General features: G+C 34.5%; 14 protein-coding genes. 13 read left to right on the forward strand and 1 reads right to left on the reverse strand.

Going from position 1 to position 17,289, the window contains the following annotated elements:
• Positions 1-30 precede the first annotated feature (30 nt).
• A complete protein-coding gene (pyk, locus tag FG384_RS10210; protein ID WP_142642498.1) occupies positions 31-1,791 on the forward strand; it encodes a pyruvate kinase in 1,761 nt (586 codons plus the stop codon).
• Between the two features lie 83 nt (positions 1,792-1,874).
• Positions 1,875-2,267: an FxsA family protein gene (locus FG384_RS10215; protein ID WP_142642499.1), complete on the forward strand. Its 393-nt coding sequence runs from the start codon at positions 1,875-1,877 to the stop codon at positions 2,265-2,267.
• Here FG384_RS10215 and FG384_RS10220 read toward each other — a convergent pair.
• Entirely contained in the window at positions 2,251-3,213 is a 963-nt protein-coding gene (locus FG384_RS10220; protein ID WP_142642500.1) for an AI-2E family transporter, read from the reverse strand. The genes FG384_RS10215 and FG384_RS10220 overlap by 17 nt on opposite strands.
• Before the next feature lie 198 nt (positions 3,214-3,411).
• Here FG384_RS10220 and citZ point away from each other — a divergent pair, with 198 nt between their 5' ends.
• The 11 genes from citZ (at position 3,412) to mutM (ending at position 17,283) form a co-directional block, all read left to right on the forward strand.
• Complete coding sequence (gene citZ, locus FG384_RS10225) at positions 3,412-4,527, forward strand: citrate synthase (RefSeq protein ID WP_142642501.1); 1,116 nt, start codon at positions 3,412-3,414, stop codon at positions 4,525-4,527.
• A 79-nt stretch (positions 4,528-4,606) separates the two neighbouring features.
• Entirely contained in the window at positions 4,607-5,869 is a 1,263-nt protein-coding gene (gene icd / locus FG384_RS10230; RefSeq protein ID WP_142642502.1) for an NADP-dependent isocitrate dehydrogenase, read from the forward strand.
• A 76-nt stretch (positions 5,870-5,945) separates the two neighbouring features.
• Positions 5,946-6,884, forward strand: coding sequence for a malate dehydrogenase (gene mdh, locus FG384_RS10235; RefSeq protein WP_142642503.1), 939 nt, complete (start codon positions 5,946-5,948; stop codon positions 6,882-6,884).
• A 551-nt stretch (positions 6,885-7,435) separates the two neighbouring features.
• Positions 7,436-7,885 carry a MaoC/PaaZ C-terminal domain-containing protein gene (locus FG384_RS10240; RefSeq protein ID WP_142642589.1) on the forward strand — a complete coding sequence of 150 codons (450 nt, stop codon included), beginning with the start codon at positions 7,436-7,438 and terminating at the stop codon, positions 7,883-7,885.
• Positions 7,886-7,957: 72 nt separating this feature from the next.
• Positions 7,958-8,674, forward strand: coding sequence for a response regulator transcription factor (locus tag FG384_RS10245; RefSeq protein WP_142642504.1), 717 nt, complete (start codon positions 7,958-7,960; stop codon positions 8,672-8,674).
• Positions 8,671-10,206 carry a two-component system histidine kinase PnpS gene (gene pnpS / locus FG384_RS10250; RefSeq protein ID WP_142642505.1) on the forward strand — a complete coding sequence of 512 codons (1,536 nt, stop codon included), beginning with the start codon at positions 8,671-8,673 and terminating at the stop codon, positions 10,204-10,206. Before FG384_RS10245 ends, pnpS begins: the two co-directional genes overlap by 4 nt.
• Positions 10,207-10,217: 11 nt before the next feature.
• Complete coding sequence (locus FG384_RS10255; RefSeq protein WP_142642506.1) at positions 10,218-11,432, forward strand: carboxylate--amine ligase; 1,215 nt, start codon at positions 10,218-10,220, stop codon at positions 11,430-11,432.
• A 260-nt stretch (positions 11,433-11,692) separates the two neighbouring features.
• Positions 11,693-12,694 carry an FtsH protease activity modulator HflK gene (hflK, locus tag FG384_RS10260; protein WP_142642507.1) on the forward strand — a complete coding sequence of 334 codons (1,002 nt, stop codon included), beginning with the start codon at positions 11,693-11,695 and terminating at the stop codon, positions 12,692-12,694.
• Positions 12,681-13,652 carry a protease modulator HflC gene (hflC, locus tag FG384_RS10265; protein ID WP_142642508.1) on the forward strand — a complete coding sequence of 324 codons (972 nt, stop codon included), beginning with the start codon at positions 12,681-12,683 and terminating at the stop codon, positions 13,650-13,652. Before hflK ends, hflC begins: the two co-directional genes overlap by 14 nt.
• Positions 13,653-13,770: 118 nt before the next feature.
• Positions 13,771-16,398, forward strand: coding sequence for a DNA polymerase I (polA, locus tag FG384_RS10270; RefSeq protein ID WP_142642509.1), 2,628 nt, complete (start codon positions 13,771-13,773; stop codon positions 16,396-16,398).
• 12 nt (positions 16,399-16,410) lie between these two features.
• A complete protein-coding gene (gene mutM / locus FG384_RS10275) occupies positions 16,411-17,283 on the forward strand; it encodes a bifunctional DNA-formamidopyrimidine glycosylase/DNA-(apurinic or apyrimidinic site) lyase (RefSeq protein ID WP_142642510.1) in 873 nt (290 codons plus the stop codon).
• Positions 17,284-17,289 lie beyond the last annotated feature (6 nt).

Genomic DNA, 17,289 nt, shown 5'->3' on the forward strand with positions numbered 1-17,289 from the left:
ATATATTTTTTTTATAGAAAGGATTAGACAATGAGAAAAACAAAAATAGTATGTACAATTGGACCTGCAAGTGAATCAGAGGAAATGTTACAAAAATTGATTGAAGCAGGTATGAACGTTGCTCGATTAAACTTTTCCCATGGAAGTCATGAAGAACATGCGGCTAGAATTCAAAAAATAAGAGAAGTTTCAATCAAAGCTGGAAAAATTGTAGGGATTCTATTGGATACAAAAGGCCCTGAAATTCGAACGCATAAAATGGAGAATGATGCAATTGAGTTGCAGTCTGGTCAAACAATTGAAATCTCTATGACGGAAGTTTTGGGAAATGTTGATCGTTTCTCGATTACATACGAAAAGTTAATCGAAGATGTGAAAGTGGGTTCCATTATTTTACTTGACGATGGATTAATCGAATTAATCGTAACGAAAATAAATGAGAACGAAGGAATTATTACAACATTTGTTCAAAACGCAGGTACTCTAAAAAATAATAAAGGCGTTAATGTACCAGGTGTATCCGTCCAACTACCAGGGATTACAGAAAAAGATGCAAAAGACATTTTATTTGGTATTGAGCAAGGAGTAGATTTTATCGCGGCATCTTTTGTTCGTCGAGCTAAAGATGTGTTAGAAATTAGAGAGTTGCTTGAACATAATAATGGTTCGCATATTCAAATTATCCCTAAAATTGAAAACCAAGAAGGCGTCGATAATATTAACGAAATCATTCAAGTTTCGGATGGTTTAATGGTTGCGAGGGGAGATCTTGGTGTTGAAATCCCAGCGGAAGAAGTACCTCTAGTTCAAAAAAGTCTAATTCAAAAATGTAATATCGCAGGTAAGCCAGTTATTACAGCGACTCAAATGTTAGATTCGATGCAGCGTAATCCAAGACCTACTCGCGCTGAAGCAAGCGATGTGGCTAATGCAATTTTAGATGGTACGGATGCTATTATGCTTTCAGGGGAAACTGCTGCAGGGTTATATCCAGTAGAATCTGTCCAAACGATGGATAAAATCGCAAAAAGAACAGAAAATGCAATAGATTATCGATCTATTGTAACAAAGTTAAGTAAAGCACGTGAAGTAAACTTAACGGATGCCATTGGTCAAGCAGTTGCACATACAGCGATAAATTTAAAAGTAAAAGCTGTAATTGCACCTACAGAGAGTGGTCATACTGCGAAAATGATTTCTAAATTTAGACCGGGTGTTCCGATAATAGCGGTGACTTCTTCTATTCAGCCTTCAAGGAAATTAACACTTGTTTGGGGTGTCTATCCGATTGTCGGTAAAAAAGCACATTCAACAGATGAAATTTTAGAAGTAGCAGTAGAAGAAAGTATCCTTCATCATTATGTGACTCATGGTGATCTAGTTGTCATCACAGCAGGAGTTCCAGTAGGAGAAGCAGGTACTACTAACTTGATGAAAGTTCACGTCATTGGTGATATGGTTGCTAAAGGTCAAGGAATTGGTAAATTAACATCGTTTGGGAAAGCTATAGTAGTGAATAATGCACGAGACTTACTAGGACAAGACACTTCTGATAGTATCATTGTAACGATTGGTTCTGATCGCGAAATGATGCCAGCAATTGAAAAATGTAAAGGACTAATTACAGAAGAGGGCGGGTTAACTAGCCATGCTGCTGTAGTTGGTTTAAGCTTAGGTATTCCTGTAATTGTCGGTGTAAACGATGCAACAAAACTAATTAGTAATGGTCAAGAATTAACAATTGATGCTGAAAGTGGCGTTATTTATCACGGACAAGCAAGTATTATTTAAGGTTTTTTTGACATGATTACTATATAATCTATAATTGCCTCACCAACTAAAGGTGGGGCAATTATTATATGGAAGGTGATTGTATGAAATGGCTAATTAGTTTATTCATTGTTATTCCTGCAGTAGAATTGTATATTTTACTACTATCAGGAAAAGCGATTGGAGTTAGTAATACATTTCTTCTTATATTAGCAAGTGGAATTGTCGGTGCGTATTTTGCAAAACGACAAGGAATGAAAGCATTTCGCGAGGTTTCAGATAGTATTAAAAATTATCAAGCACCAGGTGATGCTGCTATAAATGGAATATGCGTCTTTGTTGGATCAATTTTAGTCATTTTACCTGGTTTTATTTCGGATATTATCGGGATTTTATTATTGTTTGGCCCAACAAGAAATTTATTTAAACCACTTATTTATAAATGGATTAGAAAAAAAATGAAAAATGGTCAAGTAATCGTTATGAAGTCTTTGTAAAATCAGACCATTTGTTTGCGAATAAATAAATGAATGGACTAAATAGAATCCCAATAAAACCAAATATCAAAATGGCTGTCGCGCTTAGGAAGAATACGTGAACAGCCTTTATTTGCATAGAAGAAGACCATAGTACGGACTCTACAATATGCCTAGTTAATTGTACAAATATATATAAAAGAAACACGATTATTCCAACTGTATGTTGATCGACTAGAAAAAAATAAATACTGAGTGGAATCATAACTAGGCCAGTCCCTAAAAAGGGTACACTATCAACTAAAGAAATTAGAAAAGCGTACTTAATTGGTTGTTCCATTCCTAATACGAAAAATCCAGCTGATAAAAGAAACAAAGTTAAGAAAAATAATTTTAGTTCCACAGAAATAAATTTGTTCAATACTCCCGAAACTTTGTTAAATGCTTTTTGACACAGAGGTCTTGTTTGCTTTGGAAAGTATACGAGAAACCAGAGACGATCCTTCAAAGATTCATGCAAAGAAAAAAACAAACCCATGCTAAAAAGTAGAAGTTCAAAAAAATAAGATGGCAAATGCGTCAAATACACGAGAAGATCGTTCATAAATTTGTTTAATAATGTTTGAAATTTTCCTTCAAACATTAAAAAAATAGGATGCCTTTGTATTTCAGCTACTGGCAATTTTACTAAATGGGCATGAATAAGTGGGATTATATCAATGAGAGTTTGTACCAAAAAGAATAATAATAAAAGAACTCCAGATAAAATGACAGCTTCTGTAAGCAATACACTTAATGTAATTGGAAGTTTGAATTTTTTATAAAAGAAATTAGTAATTGGGTATAAAAAATATCCACATAAAATTGCTAATGCTAGAGGGTAGGCTATAAATGATAGCAGTATAATAATAGTAATGGGGATCCATTGTGTCAGAACTTCTTTCTTATTTATTTGAAAAGCAATCATTTTCACCCATTCTTTTCAAAAAATTAGTAGATAGAAAGTTATTTTTTAATAATCTTAAGCGTTTTCATTCACAAAATCGCCTATATTGATTATAATACGATAGTAAGCATTACTAAGGTACATATCATTAACAGATGAATCTTTATTTACCGTTTTTTGTAGATGAAGTTCTATTCTGTAAAAGAGGGAGAGATTTATATGACAGCAACTCGTGGTTTAGAAGGAGTTGTAGCAACGCAGTCTGCCATCAGCTCAATTATTGATGACACACTTACATACGTTGGCTATGATATCGATGATTTAGCAATTAATGCAAGTTTTGAGGAGGTAGTATTTTTACTTTGGAATAAACGCCTTCCTAAAGCAGATGAACTAGCGGAATTAAAACAACTATTAGCTGATAATATGGCTGTTCCCCAAGAAATTCTTAATCATTTTACTACTTATCCAATATCAAACGTACATCCTATGAGTGCTTTAAGAACTGCCGTTTCTATGTTAGCATTATATGATGATGCTGCAGAAGATATGTCAGATGAGGCTAACTACTTAAAAGCTATTAAACTTCAGGCAAAACTTCCAACTCTTGTGACAGCTTTTTCTCGAGTTCGTAAAGGACTTAAACCAGTTGCTCCTAAAACAGATCTAGGCTATGCTGCAAATTTCTTATACATGCTTTCTGGCGAGTTACCAGAAGATATTGAAATCGAAGCATTCAATAAAGCACTAGTACTTCATGCTGACCATGAACTAAATGCTTCTACATTCACTGCACGTGTTTGTGTTGCGACACTTTCAGATATTTATTCTGGTGTAGTTGCTGCAATCGGTGCTCTAAAAGGACCATTACACGGTGGAGCAAACGAGCAAGTAATGAAGATGTTATCAGAAATTGGTTCCGTTGAAAAAGTGGACTGGTATATTAATGATAAATTAGCAAACAAGGAAAAAATTATGGGCTTTGGACACCGTGTTTATAGAAAAGGTGATCCACGTGCTAAACACTTACGCGAAATGTCAAAAAAATTAACAAGTATTCGTGGCGAGTCGAAATGGTATGAAATGTCTGTTAAAATTGAAGAAATCGTTACTGGTCAAAAGAATTTACCACCTAACGTAGACTTCTATTCAGCATCTGTATATCATTCATTAAATATCGATCATGATTTATTTACACCAATTTTTGCTGTATCTCGTGTGTCTGGTTGGACTGCACACATTCTAGAGCAATATTCAAACAATCGTTTAATCCGTCCTCGTGCAGAGTATGTTGGACCGGGCATGCAAAAATATATCCCAATTGAAGAAAGATAATAAGGAATTATTATTAGATTAGGGCTGAAACATACAATGTTTACGGCCCTATGATTATGATAGTAGGAGGAAATTGAAAATGACAAACAAAATCACTGTAGAAAATGGTGTACTAAACGTACCAAACACAGCAATTATTCCTTTCATTGAAGGTGACGGAACTGGTCCAGATATTTGGGCAGCAGCGTCAAGAGTATTAGAAGCTTCAGTAGAAAAAGCATATAATGGCGAAAAGAAAATCGAATGGAAAGAAGTACTTGCTGGTCAAAAAGCATTTGATCAAACTGGCGAGTGGTTACCACAAGAAACTTTAGATGTGATTAAAGAATATTTAATCGCTATTAAAGGACCTCTTACTACACCAATCGGTGGCGGTATTCGTTCACTAAACGTTGCATTACGTCAAGAGCTAGATCTATATACTTGCCTTCGCCCAGTTCGTTATTTCACAGGTGTACCATCTCCTGTTAAACGTCCTGAAGATACAGATATGGTTATTTTCCGTGAAAATACAGAAGATATCTATGCTGGTATTGAATATGCAAAAGGTTCAGATGAAGTGAAAAAGCTAATTGAATTTCTTCAAAATGAAATGGGTGTTAACAAAATTCGTTTCCCTGAAACTTCAGGTATCGGTATTAAACCAGTTTCTGAAGAGGGTACAAAACGTCTAGTTCGCTCTGCACTTAACTATATTATTAAAGAAGGTCGCGAATCTTTAACACTTGTTCATAAAGGTAACATCATGAAATTCACTGAAGGTGCTTTCAAAACTTGGGGTTACGAAGTAGCTGAACAAGAATTTGGCGATAAAGTATTTACATGGAATCAGTACGACAAAATTAAAGAAGAACAAGGTACAGAAGCTGCTGATAAAGCACAATCAGATGCTCTTGCGGCAGGTAAAATCTTAGTAAAAGATTCTATCGCTGATATCTTCTTACAACAAATTTTAACTCGTCCAAAAGAGTTCGATGTAGTTGCAACAATGAACTTAAATGGTGACTATATTTCTGATGCACTAGCTGCTCAAGTTGGTGGTATTGGTATCGCTCCAGGTGCTAATATTAACTATGTAACTGGTCATGCCATTTTTGAAGCAACTCACGGAACAGCTCCAAAATATGCTGGTCTTGATAAAGTAAACCCTTCTTCCGTTATTCTTTCAGGTGTATTAATGCTTGAACATCTTGGCTGGAATGAAGCTGCAAAATTAATCATGGATTCAATGGAAAAATCTATTGCTTCTAAAGTTGTTACTTACGACTTTGCTCGTCTAATGGACGGAGCGACTGAAGTAAAATGTTCAGAATTCGCAGATGAACTAATTAAAAACATGTAAGAAGTTATTGAAACTTGGTTTTATTAGAGAGGGTTTTTCCCTCTCTTTTTATATAAAATAAAAGGAGAGTTTCGAAATGACATTGAAACGAAATAAAATCTCAGTAATCGGTGGCGGATTCACTGGTGCTACAACTGCATTCCTACTAGCTCAAAAAGAACTAGGAGATATTGTTTTAGTCGATATTCCTCAAGCTGAAAATCCAACTAAAGGGAAAGCATTAGATATGGCTGAAGCTGGTCCAGTTCAAGGCTTTGATGCAAGTATCATTGGAACTTCAAACTATGAAGATACAAAAGACTCAGATGTAGTGATCATTACAGCTGGTATTGCTCGTAAACCAGGAATGAGCCGTGACGATCTAGTTCAAACAAACCAAAAGGTTATGAAAGCTGTAACTAGTGAGATTGTTAAATATTCTCCAAATACAATAATCATTGTATTAACTAACCCAGTTGATGCAATGACTTACACTGTTTATAAAGAATCTGGTTTACCAAAAGAACGTGTTATCGGGCAATCAGGCGTACTTGATACTGCTCGTTTCCGTACGTTTGTTGCTCAAGAATTGAACCTATCTGTTAAAGATGTAACTGGTTTCGTTCTTGGTGGACACGGTGATGACATGGTTCCATTAGTAAGATATTCATACGCGGGTGGTATTCCATTAGAAACACTAATCGATGCAGCTCGTTTAGAAGAAATTGTTGACCGTACTCGTAAAGGTGGAGCTGAAATTGTTAACCTTCTTGGTAATGGTTCTGCTTACTATGCACCAGCTGCATCATTAGTTGAGATGGCGGAAGCAATTCTTAAAGATCAAAAACGTGTATTACCATCTATCGCTTACTTAGAAGGTGAATATGGTATGAACGGTATTTATCTTGGAGTACCAACTGTATTAGGTGCAGATGGAATTGAAAAAATTATCGAATTAGAACTAACAGAAGAAGAGAAAACATTATTAAATAAATCTGCTGATTCTGTTAAAGCAGTTATGAACGTTCTAGCTTAATATTATGTAAATCAGCTGCTTGTCAGTGAATTTGCATTTAATGGTGATCGAGCAGGTGAAAAACCTGCTCGATTTTTTACTTCTCAGGAGTTATCTAATTTGGACTTTTAGATAACTTTCTACAAGCGCTTCTACGTACAGACTCAACTATCGCTGCAGAAGAATGTGCGCCTGACGGTTACTTACTTTGTTCTTAGGTGTTTTCGGACTGTTTTGGACAGGAGGACTACTTACTATTCCATTACTGGGATTTTGAATGGTAGGGACGGCCCCTTCAGCATTTCCCTCTTTTGATACTACAAAAAATTGAAATGTTATAGAGGAGAATTGAATATGTCAGCTCCTATTTAACGTTGAAAACATCCACCACAAGATTATCAAAAAGCGATAGGGGGAGGAGAAGCAGTCACTTACCCTACTTCTTAAAGGTTTTTTAAGGTAATGGTATAGTAGATGTGTATTCCTAAGAAGTCCAGAAATGATAAGCGCCTTGCACTTTTACTGCACTTATTGTTAAGATAGAGGTAGTTTAATGAATGGGGGAAGACGTATTGTTATTGGGGAAAATAAGCAAAATGGGTAGAAAGATTGAAGATCTTTCTGTTGGCGATAAATTAACCATTACTGAAAAGATGGAAGACAAAGATTTGCTTCTGTATCTAGGGTTAACAAATGATAACAATCCATTATATATTCAGCATGATTATGCATCCCAAACACTTTTTGAGAAACCAATTGTTCCGCCGATAATGTTAACAGGAATAATAACGTCTGCTATATCAAAGTATTTACCTGGACCAGGATCTCATTTAAGAAAGCAATCGTTAAACTTTCCAATACCAACATATCATTATTCTGTCATTGACTTTACCTTCGAAGTGAAAGAGGTCCATGTTCATACAAACGAGGTCGTGATTCAAGTATTTGCACAAAATCAGGATGAACAAACAGTAGTGGAAGGTGTATTCCATGTTTCACCACCATTGCTAAAAAATAAATAGATTTACTTAAGAACAGTCTTTGTAGTCGATTGATTTGGAATGGGGGTTTCAAATCAACTTGGAGGCCAAAAAATGAGAAAAGTATTGGTAGTAGATGATGAAAGCTCAATCGTAACATTATTAAAATATAATCTAGAAGAAGCTGGTTTTGGTGTTATTACAGCTAGTGATGGTTTAGAAGGATTAAATCTAGCATTAAACGAACAGCCAGATGTAATAGTACTAGACTGGATGCTACCTCATATGGATGGCATGGAAATATGTAAAGAGCTTAGATTAAAAAAAATTCAAACACCTATTATTATGCTTACTGCAAAAGATGAAGAGTTTGATAAAGTTCTCGGTCTTGAGTTAGGTGCAGATGATTATATGACAAAACCGTTTAGTCCGAGAGAAGTAACTGCCAGAGTAAAAGCAATGATACGCCGTTCTGGCATGTCTTCTGAAACTCAAAACACGGAACAAAAGCCTACAGAGGAGCAATACACTTTTGGTCCACTACAAGTTTTTCCTGAACGCTTTGAAGTTTTATTAAGCAACGAACAAATTGAATTTACTCCAAAAGAATTTGAGTTACTTGTTTATTTAATTGAAAATAAAAATAGAGTTTTAACACGAGATCAGCTGTTAAGTGCTGTATGGAATTATGATTTTGCAGGAGATACTCGAATTGTGGATGTACATATTAGTCACTTAAGAGACAAAATTGAAGTAAATAGCAGAAAGCCGATATTCATTAAAACGATTCGAGGTCTTGGGTATAAGTTCGAGGAGCCAAAGTCTCTATGAGAACCTTTCAATCACGAATTTTACGTACGTATTCTATATTAATTGGGTTAATATTAGCTGGACTAGGAGTTGTCCTTGGACAGCTTTTTCCTGTTTTTGTAGATCGTTCTGCACAATCAGTCATCAGTTCAAAAATGGATACGTTATCTGACTATTTGAGCACAACGGATTTAACAAAAAATGAGCAACAAGCTGTCATTCAACAAATGTCCTCAAATCTCAATAGTGACGTCTCTATAAGTGAGCAACATTCGCTATGGCTATTTTTATTTCTTACGTTCCTAATAGCTTTTCTTATTGCATTGTTACTAGGGTCAAGTATTTTTAAAAAATATGCCCAACCAATTGAACACTTAACAGAAACTGCAATGGAACTCGCTCGAGGTAACTATCGAATTAGAGCATTTGAAGATGATTTTTCTGGTATGTCCATGCTCAGTAATTCTATTAATATTCTCGCTCGTAATTTACATGATATTTCAGTTATGCGTGAAACGGAAAAAGAACGTTTAAAGACATTGATTGAGAATATGGGCAGTGCGTTAATTATGATTGATCGAACTGGAATCGTGACAATAGTCAATCGATCGTTTTTAGAACAATTACAAATTTCTTTAGAAAATATTGATGGTAAACTTTTTAGCAAAATTGGATTGCCTGAAAAAATTGAAGAGTTTATCGATAAATTATTTTTAACAGAATCCTCTAGCAGAGAGCAAATTCAATTCCAAAGAAATTTACACACATATTATAAGGATGCTTATGGTGCACCAGTCATTGGAGAACACGGAAAATGGCTTGGGATTGTAGTAGTGATGCATGATATAACGGAACTTGTAAAATTAGAACAAGTTCGAAAAGATTTTGTGGCGAATGTATCTCATGAACTAAAAACACCGGTCACTTCTATTAAAGGATTTTCGGAGACATTATTATACGGTGCGTATAAAAATGAAGAAACATTACTTTCTTTTCTAGAAATTATTCATAAAGAAAGTAATCGATTGCAGGTGCTTATTAACGATTTGCTGGATTTATCAAAAGTGGAGCAAGTAGGCTATGAAATCTCATTACAAAAAGTAAGACTTAGTGATATTCTAAATCGTGGGCTGGAAATGACGACACATTTAGTGGAAGAAAAAAATATGATGATTGAATCGATAGTAGATGAAGAGGTCTATGTATTAGGAGACACAAATCGATTAATCCAAATAATGATGAATTTACTCGCAAACGCCATTAACTATTCACCGGAAAATACAACTGTAAGAGTTAATATTTTTAAAAACCAAAAATATGGAATTTTTCAAATTAGAGATGAAGGAATAGGGATTTGCGAATCTGAGATTAATCGAATATTTGAACGTTTTTATCGTGTCGATCGGGCAAGAAGTAGAAACTCTGGGGGTACAGGTCTTGGACTTGCTATCGTGAAACATCTCGTTGAGGCACATCACGGATTAATAGAGGTAGAAAGTAAAGTTGGAGAAGGTACAGTATTTAATGTGTACATTCCAATTGCTAAAAGTTAACGGAGGTAATTATGAATAACCAACCTTTTATTCCTATCATTATAGGGACAGACATAAACGCATACAATATGGCAATTTCATTCCATGAGGAATATAATATAAAACCGATTTTGGTTGGGAAAGAAGAAATGTCTTTTACTAAATTGAGTAATGTAATAGAGCATGTTGAAATCCACGCAAATCTTTGGGATAAAAATGCGTTTGTTTATGTTTTAACTCAGATTGCAGATAAGTACAAGACTAATGGCAAGCGATTATTACTCATAGGTACGAACGATTTTTATGTACGATTAATTATCGAAAATGCAACAGCGTTGAAAAAAATGTATGTTTTTAACTACATGACTGAAGATCTAATGAATAATCTACTTGTCAAATCTAATTTTTACAAGTTATGTGAAGAACACGGAATCGATGCGCCGAAAACATATTACTATTCTTGTTTAAAGAAAGAGCCTTTCACAGAAGAAGTTCTTTTCCCTTTAATCATAAAACCTAGTAACGGAGTTCAATATTATAAAAATAAATTTCCAGGACAACAAAAAGTGTATCGCGTAGAAACTCGTCAAGAATTGAATGATGTAATAAACCAAGTGAATGCAAGTGGGTATGAAGAAGATTTAATCATACAAGATTATATTCCTGGAGACGACACGTATATGTGGGATTCCGTTATTTACATGAGTTCAAAAGGAAAAGCTCAGTTGAGTACATTTGCACAAGTTGTATTACAAGAACATACTGTTACAGCAATAGGTAACTATACTGCACTTATTACAAGATATAATGAAGAAATGATGAAAAAGCTTTTACACTTTTTAGAAGCAGTAGGATATGTAGGATTTGCAAATTTCGATTTGAAATTTGATGAACGTGACGGGAAATTTAAAGTATTCGAAGTGAATATTAGACAAGGTCGTTCTAGTTATTACACAACGGCTCTAGGGCATAATATGGCAAGATATTTTGTAGATGATGTTATTTATGAAAAAGAAAAACCACTCACGTTGTTAAATGAACACTATTTATTCACCGTTGTTCCGAAAATAGTATTAAACAAATTTGTTGAGAATAAAGAGATTCAAAAGGAAGTTCGAATGCTTATCAAAAAAGGGAAATGGGGAAACCCGCTTTTTTATAAAAAGGATAATCATTTTACCCGGAAACTTTATTTGTTAGCTCGCCAGTTTAACTATTATAAAAAATATAAAAATAATAATTGGTAAGGAAAAATTTACATTGTATTTATAATAGATTTACAATTATTTGTTACATTTAAATAGACCCCTTTTCCAAACGATTTACCTAAAAAAAGCTAGCGCTATGCTAGCTTTTTTTATTGCTTAGAAATAATGAGCTTATTCTAGTTGCAGAAAACATATTCTACTATGTTCCTAAAATAACAAGTTCATTTGGTTTTTCTTATTTTTGAAACTTAATGCGAGGTTAGACCGTAAAAGAGATATACATAGAAAGGGGAAATAATATGAGTACAAAAAGATTAATCTCTATTATTGCAGTTTCATTTATTGGAATTATTTTATTATCTGCAGTTTTTACTTCCTGGTATACAGTAGATGAATCGGAACAAGCAATAGTGATTACATTTGGTGAAGCAAGTGATCCTATTACAGAATCAGGATTAAAATTTAAACTGCCTTGGCCAATTCAAAAAGTAGAAAAACTTTCGAAAGAGACATTCGGTCTTAAATTCGGATATAAACAAACACCTGATGGAAAGGTGGATTCATTTGATAAAGACACCAAAATGATAACTGGGGACGACAATATCGTCTTAACCGATTTAATCGTTCAATGGAAGATTACAGATCCGAAAGCATATTTGTTTTATTCGGAAAATCCTCAAGAATTACTTCATGATGCAACATCTGCCTCCATTCGTTCTGTTATAGGAAATTCGAGAATAGATGATGCATTAACTTCAGGAAAAGCACAAATTGAAGCAGATACAAGAGATTTACTAGCTTCTTTAATAGAGAAATATAATGTTGGGATTACAGTTCTGTCTGTTAAATTACAAGATGTTGAGCTTCCAAATGCTGAAGTTCGTTCGGCATTTACTGCTGTAACTGATGCGGAAGAAACAAAGAATACAAAAGTCAATCAAGCGGGTAAATACGAGAATCAAAAAATGAGTGAAGCAGAGGGAGAAAAGGACGCTATTATTTCCAATGCTACTGGATATAAAATTGCTCGAATCGAACAAGCAAAAGGAGATGTAGCCCTTTTTAATAAGCTCTATGCGGAATATCAACATAATAAAGAGATTACGAGACAACGACTTATTATGGAAACGCTCGATGCAGTGTTACCAAATGCGCAAATTTATATTATGAATGATGAAGGTGGTACGATGAAGTATTTACCACTCCAAACAATGGATTCAAATAAACAAACTCCACCTCCTGCAACTTCATCGAACGAAACAAAAACTGAGGAAGGGGATGGAAACAATGACGGAAAATAAAAACCCTTTTTCTAACTTAGAAGCAAAGTTTAAAACAGTTGAAAACAAACCTAAAAAAGAAAAAGCACCAATCGATTTTAAGAAACACTATAAATCGTTTATTACTATATTTATAGCATTTATTGTTATAGTAATAGCCTTCGCAAATGTTTATGTTGTAAAAGAAGGAGAATATAAAATAATCCGTCAATTCGGAGAGATTGTGGGAGAGAAAGAAACACCTGGAATCTATATGAAAATACCATTCATCCAAAGTGTGACGACAATACCAAAATATCAAATGAATTATAAACTTTCTGAAAAAGAAATAAACACGAAAGATAAGAGACGCATTATCATTGACAATTACGCTGTATGGAGAGTTGTTAATCCGAAGGAAATGATTAAGAATGCCGGAAGCTTAGTGAATGCAAGTTCTCGTATGGAAGAATTCATTTATTCTGTTGTACGTTCGGAGCTTGGTCAGCTAGAGTATAGTGAAATAATAAATGATGAGAATTCATCTCGAGGTAGCTTAAATGATCAAATTACGATGCATGTAAATGAACTTTTACAAAAAGATAAATATGGAATAGAAGTAGTAGATGTTCGTATAAAACGTATTGATCTTCCTGAAGAAAATGAACAATCTGTTTATAATGAGATGATTTCAGAACGTCAAAAAATAGCGCAAAAGTTTTTGTCCACTGGTGACGCAGATAAACGACGCATAGAGGCTGAAACAGATCGTAAAGTAAAAGAAATGCTAGCAAGTGCTAAAAAGAATGCTGCAATTATTGAGGCAGAAGGAGAAGCGGAAGCTGCGAAAATTTATAACGAAAGTTTTTCAAAAGATCCTGAATTCTATTCTCTTTACCGGACACTTGAATCATACAAAAAAACAATTGGAGATGATACGATGATTATTATTCCATCTGATTCTCCGTATGCAAAATTATTGTCTGGTTACTTACAATAATACGCGCCGTCATTTTCCTTTCTTCTTACTCACGTGGTAAGATATAGGGAATGACGGTTTTATTTATTTGTCGCAACTAAGCGGTATTTTACGCATTTAAAATAAGGAGTGAACGTTTATGTCATCTGAAAAAATTCTTTTATTAGATGGAAATAGTCTCGCATATCGAGCATTTTTTGCATTACCTTTACTAACTAATGAACATGGCATTCATACAAATGCTGTTTATGGTTTTACATTAATGCTTCAAAAAATAATGGAAGAAGAAAATCCAACTCATATGTTAGTCGCATTTGATGCTGGTAAAACTACTTTTAGACACTCAACTTTTGGCGAGTATAAAGGGGGAAGACAAAAAACTCCACCAGAGCTTTCCGAACAATTTCCATATGTACGAAAGTTGATAGATGCATATGGGATAAAAAGGTACGAGTTAGAAATGTTCGAAGCGGATGATATTATCGGAACGCTATGTAAGCAAGCAGAAGAAAAAGGTCAACAAGTAATTGTAGTATCCGGAGATAAAGACTTAACACAGCTTGCAACAGAAAATACTACCGTATATATTACGAGAAAAGGTATTACAGATATTGAAAAATATACTCCTTCCCATGTGGAAGAAAAATACGGGTTAAGCCCTCTTCAAATTATTGATATGAAAGGTCTCATGGGGGATGCTTCAGATAATATTCCGGGTGTTCCTGGAGTTGGAGAAAAAACTGCAATAAAATTATTAAAAGAACATGGTTCTGTAGAAAATCTGTATCAAGCATTAGACACAGTTAGTGGAGCGAAGTTGAAAGAAAAGCTTGTTGCAAACGAAGATCAAGCTAAAATGAGTAAAATACTTGCAACGATTGAGACAAATGCACCAATCGAAGTATCTGTAGATGATTTGACATATAGCGGTCCAAATATGGAAGAGGTTACGTCAGTATGGAAAGAACTTTCATTTAAAACCCTATTAGAGAAGTCGGAATATGTAACAGATGAACAAACAAGGACAGAAATAAAATTTGAAGTTTTGGAGAATGTAAATCAGTCAATTCTTAAAGATACGATGGTAGTTCATCTCGAAATGTATGGTGAGCAATATCATACAAGTGAACTATTAGGAATTGCTCTATACGATGGAGAAAAATCATATTTTATTCCTGGCTCCATGGCTTTTCAATCAAAAGCTTTTTGTGAATGGTTAGAAGATGAAAATAAAGTTAAGTACTTAGTTGATTCAAAAGCTGTTCAAGCTGTCAGTAAAAAAAATAATGTGAGCTTACATGGAGCTGATTTTGATCTACTACTTGCCGCATATATTGTGAATCCTTCCATTTCGTCCGAAGATGTAGCTACTATGGCGAAAGAATTTGGTTACTTTGATGTGCTGACAGATGAAAACGTATATGGAAAAGGTGCTAAAAAGGCGACTCCTGAGTTGGATAAGCTAGGAGAACATGCAAGTAGAAAAGCACAAGCTGTCTGGAAACTAAAACCAACCCTGGAAGAAAAACTTCATGAAAATGAACAATATTCGTTGTATAAAGAATTAGAATTACCGCTAGCATCGATTCTTGGAACAATGGAGTCGGAAGGTGTAAAAGTAGAAGCAAAAGTTTTGAAAGAAATGGGAGTAGATTTAGAACAAAAGTTGCTTACCATAGAAAAAGATATATATGAACTTGCAGGAGAAGAATTTAATATTAACTCCCCTAAACAATTGGGCGTCATATTATTTGAAAAAATCGGATTAACTCCATTGAAAAAAACGAAAACAGGCTATTCAACAGCTGCAGATGTACTTGAGAAGCTTGAGAGTGAGCATGAAGTTATTTCACATATTTTAAACTATCGTCAATTAGGGAAGCTTCAATCAACGTATATCGAAGGTTTGATGAAAGAAATTCATGAAAATGACCAAAAAATTCATACACGCTATCAACAGGCCCTGACTTCTACAGGGCGATTAAGCTCCATAAATCCTAACCTTCAAAATATACCGGTTCGTTTAGAAGAAGGAAGAAAAATTAGAAAAGCATTCGTTCCATCCAAACCTGATTGGGTTATGTTTGCTGCTGATTATTCGCAAATTGAGCTTCGAGTACTTGCTCATATGTGCGAGGATGAAAAACTTGTCGAAGCATTCAATCATGATATGGATATTCACACGAAAACAGCGATGGATGTATTCCACGTAGAAAAAGAAGATGTGACCTCTGATATGCGAAGAGCTGCTAAAGCAGTTAACTTTGGAATCGTATATGGTATTAGTGATTATGGTTTATCACAAAACTTAAATATAACAAGAAAAGAAGCAGCAACGTTTATAGAACAGTATTTGAATAGTTTCCCTGGTGTAAAGGGATATATGGATGATATCGTTCGTGAAGCAAAACAAAAAGGATATGTAACAACAATCTTAAAAAGAAGAAGGTATTTACCTGAAATAACGAGCTCTAATTTTAATTTACGTAGTTTTGCAGAGCGAACAGCTATGAATACACCTATCCAAGGAAGCGCAGCGGATATTATAAAAAAAGCAATGATTGATATGGCGAAGCGATTAGAAGAAGAAAAAATGCAAGCCAAAATGTTATTACAAGTACACGATGAATTAATTTTTGAGGCACCAAAGGAAGAAATAGAGCGTTTAGAAAAAATTGTACCAGAAGTAATGGAATCAGCTATTAAGCTAATAGTTCCTTTAAAAGTGGAGTATGCTTATGGTCCATCTTGGTATGATACGAAGTAAGGAGTTTTTGTAATGCCTGAATTACCAGAAGTAGAAGGACTTGTTCGATCATTAAAACCAATTGTTACTGGTAAAACAATACAATCGGTAGAGGTATCGGAAACAATAATGACATCTAAAGCAAATGGGAAAGAAGCAGTTTTAAAAGGGACTGATGTACAAAGCTTTTGTGAGTCAATGCCTCGAATGACAATCAAACAGATTGAAAGAAGATCTAAATATATTTACTTTCATGTAATAAAAGATGGCATCCCGTATTTACTTGTTTCCCACCTCGGAATGTCAGGAGCTTGGTTCTATGTAAGAGGCTTACATGAAATTATTGAAGAAAAATTCAAGCGTCATACGCATATCATCTTCTATTTTGAAGAAGGTGGTATGCTTGTTTATGCAGACATTCGCCGTTTTGGAGAGCTTCGATTGTTAAAAAAGGAAGAAGATTATCCGCCTTTGTTATTAATGGCCCCAGAGCCGTTTGACTTGAATGCACTAGATCATTACTTAGAAATGAGTACTCTCCCTAAATATGAAAATAAACCAATTAAAGAATTCATTATGGACGGACATGTTGTTTCTGGATGTGGCAATATATATGCAACAGAAGCGTTATTTCGAATGAGAATTCACCCAAATCGCAAAGTAAAAAGGATTAGCAAGGAAAGAAAAATACAGTTATTCCATGAAATCGTCATTGTACTTTTAGATAGTATTGAAAATGGAGGAAGTAGCATTTCTGATTATCGCAAAATAAATGGTGAATCAGGGAATATGCAAAACAGATTACAAATGTACGGCAAAAAAGAATGTCCTGTTTGCCATGCAAAAACGGTACAGAAAACAATTGGTGGAAGAACTTCTACTTATTGCGGATCATGCCAGAGGTAATGGAGG

The organism is Psychrobacillus vulpis, assembly GCF_006861825.1.
In the GTDB taxonomy this organism is placed as follows: Bacteria; Bacillota; Bacilli; order Bacillales_A; family Planococcaceae; genus Psychrobacillus; species Psychrobacillus vulpis.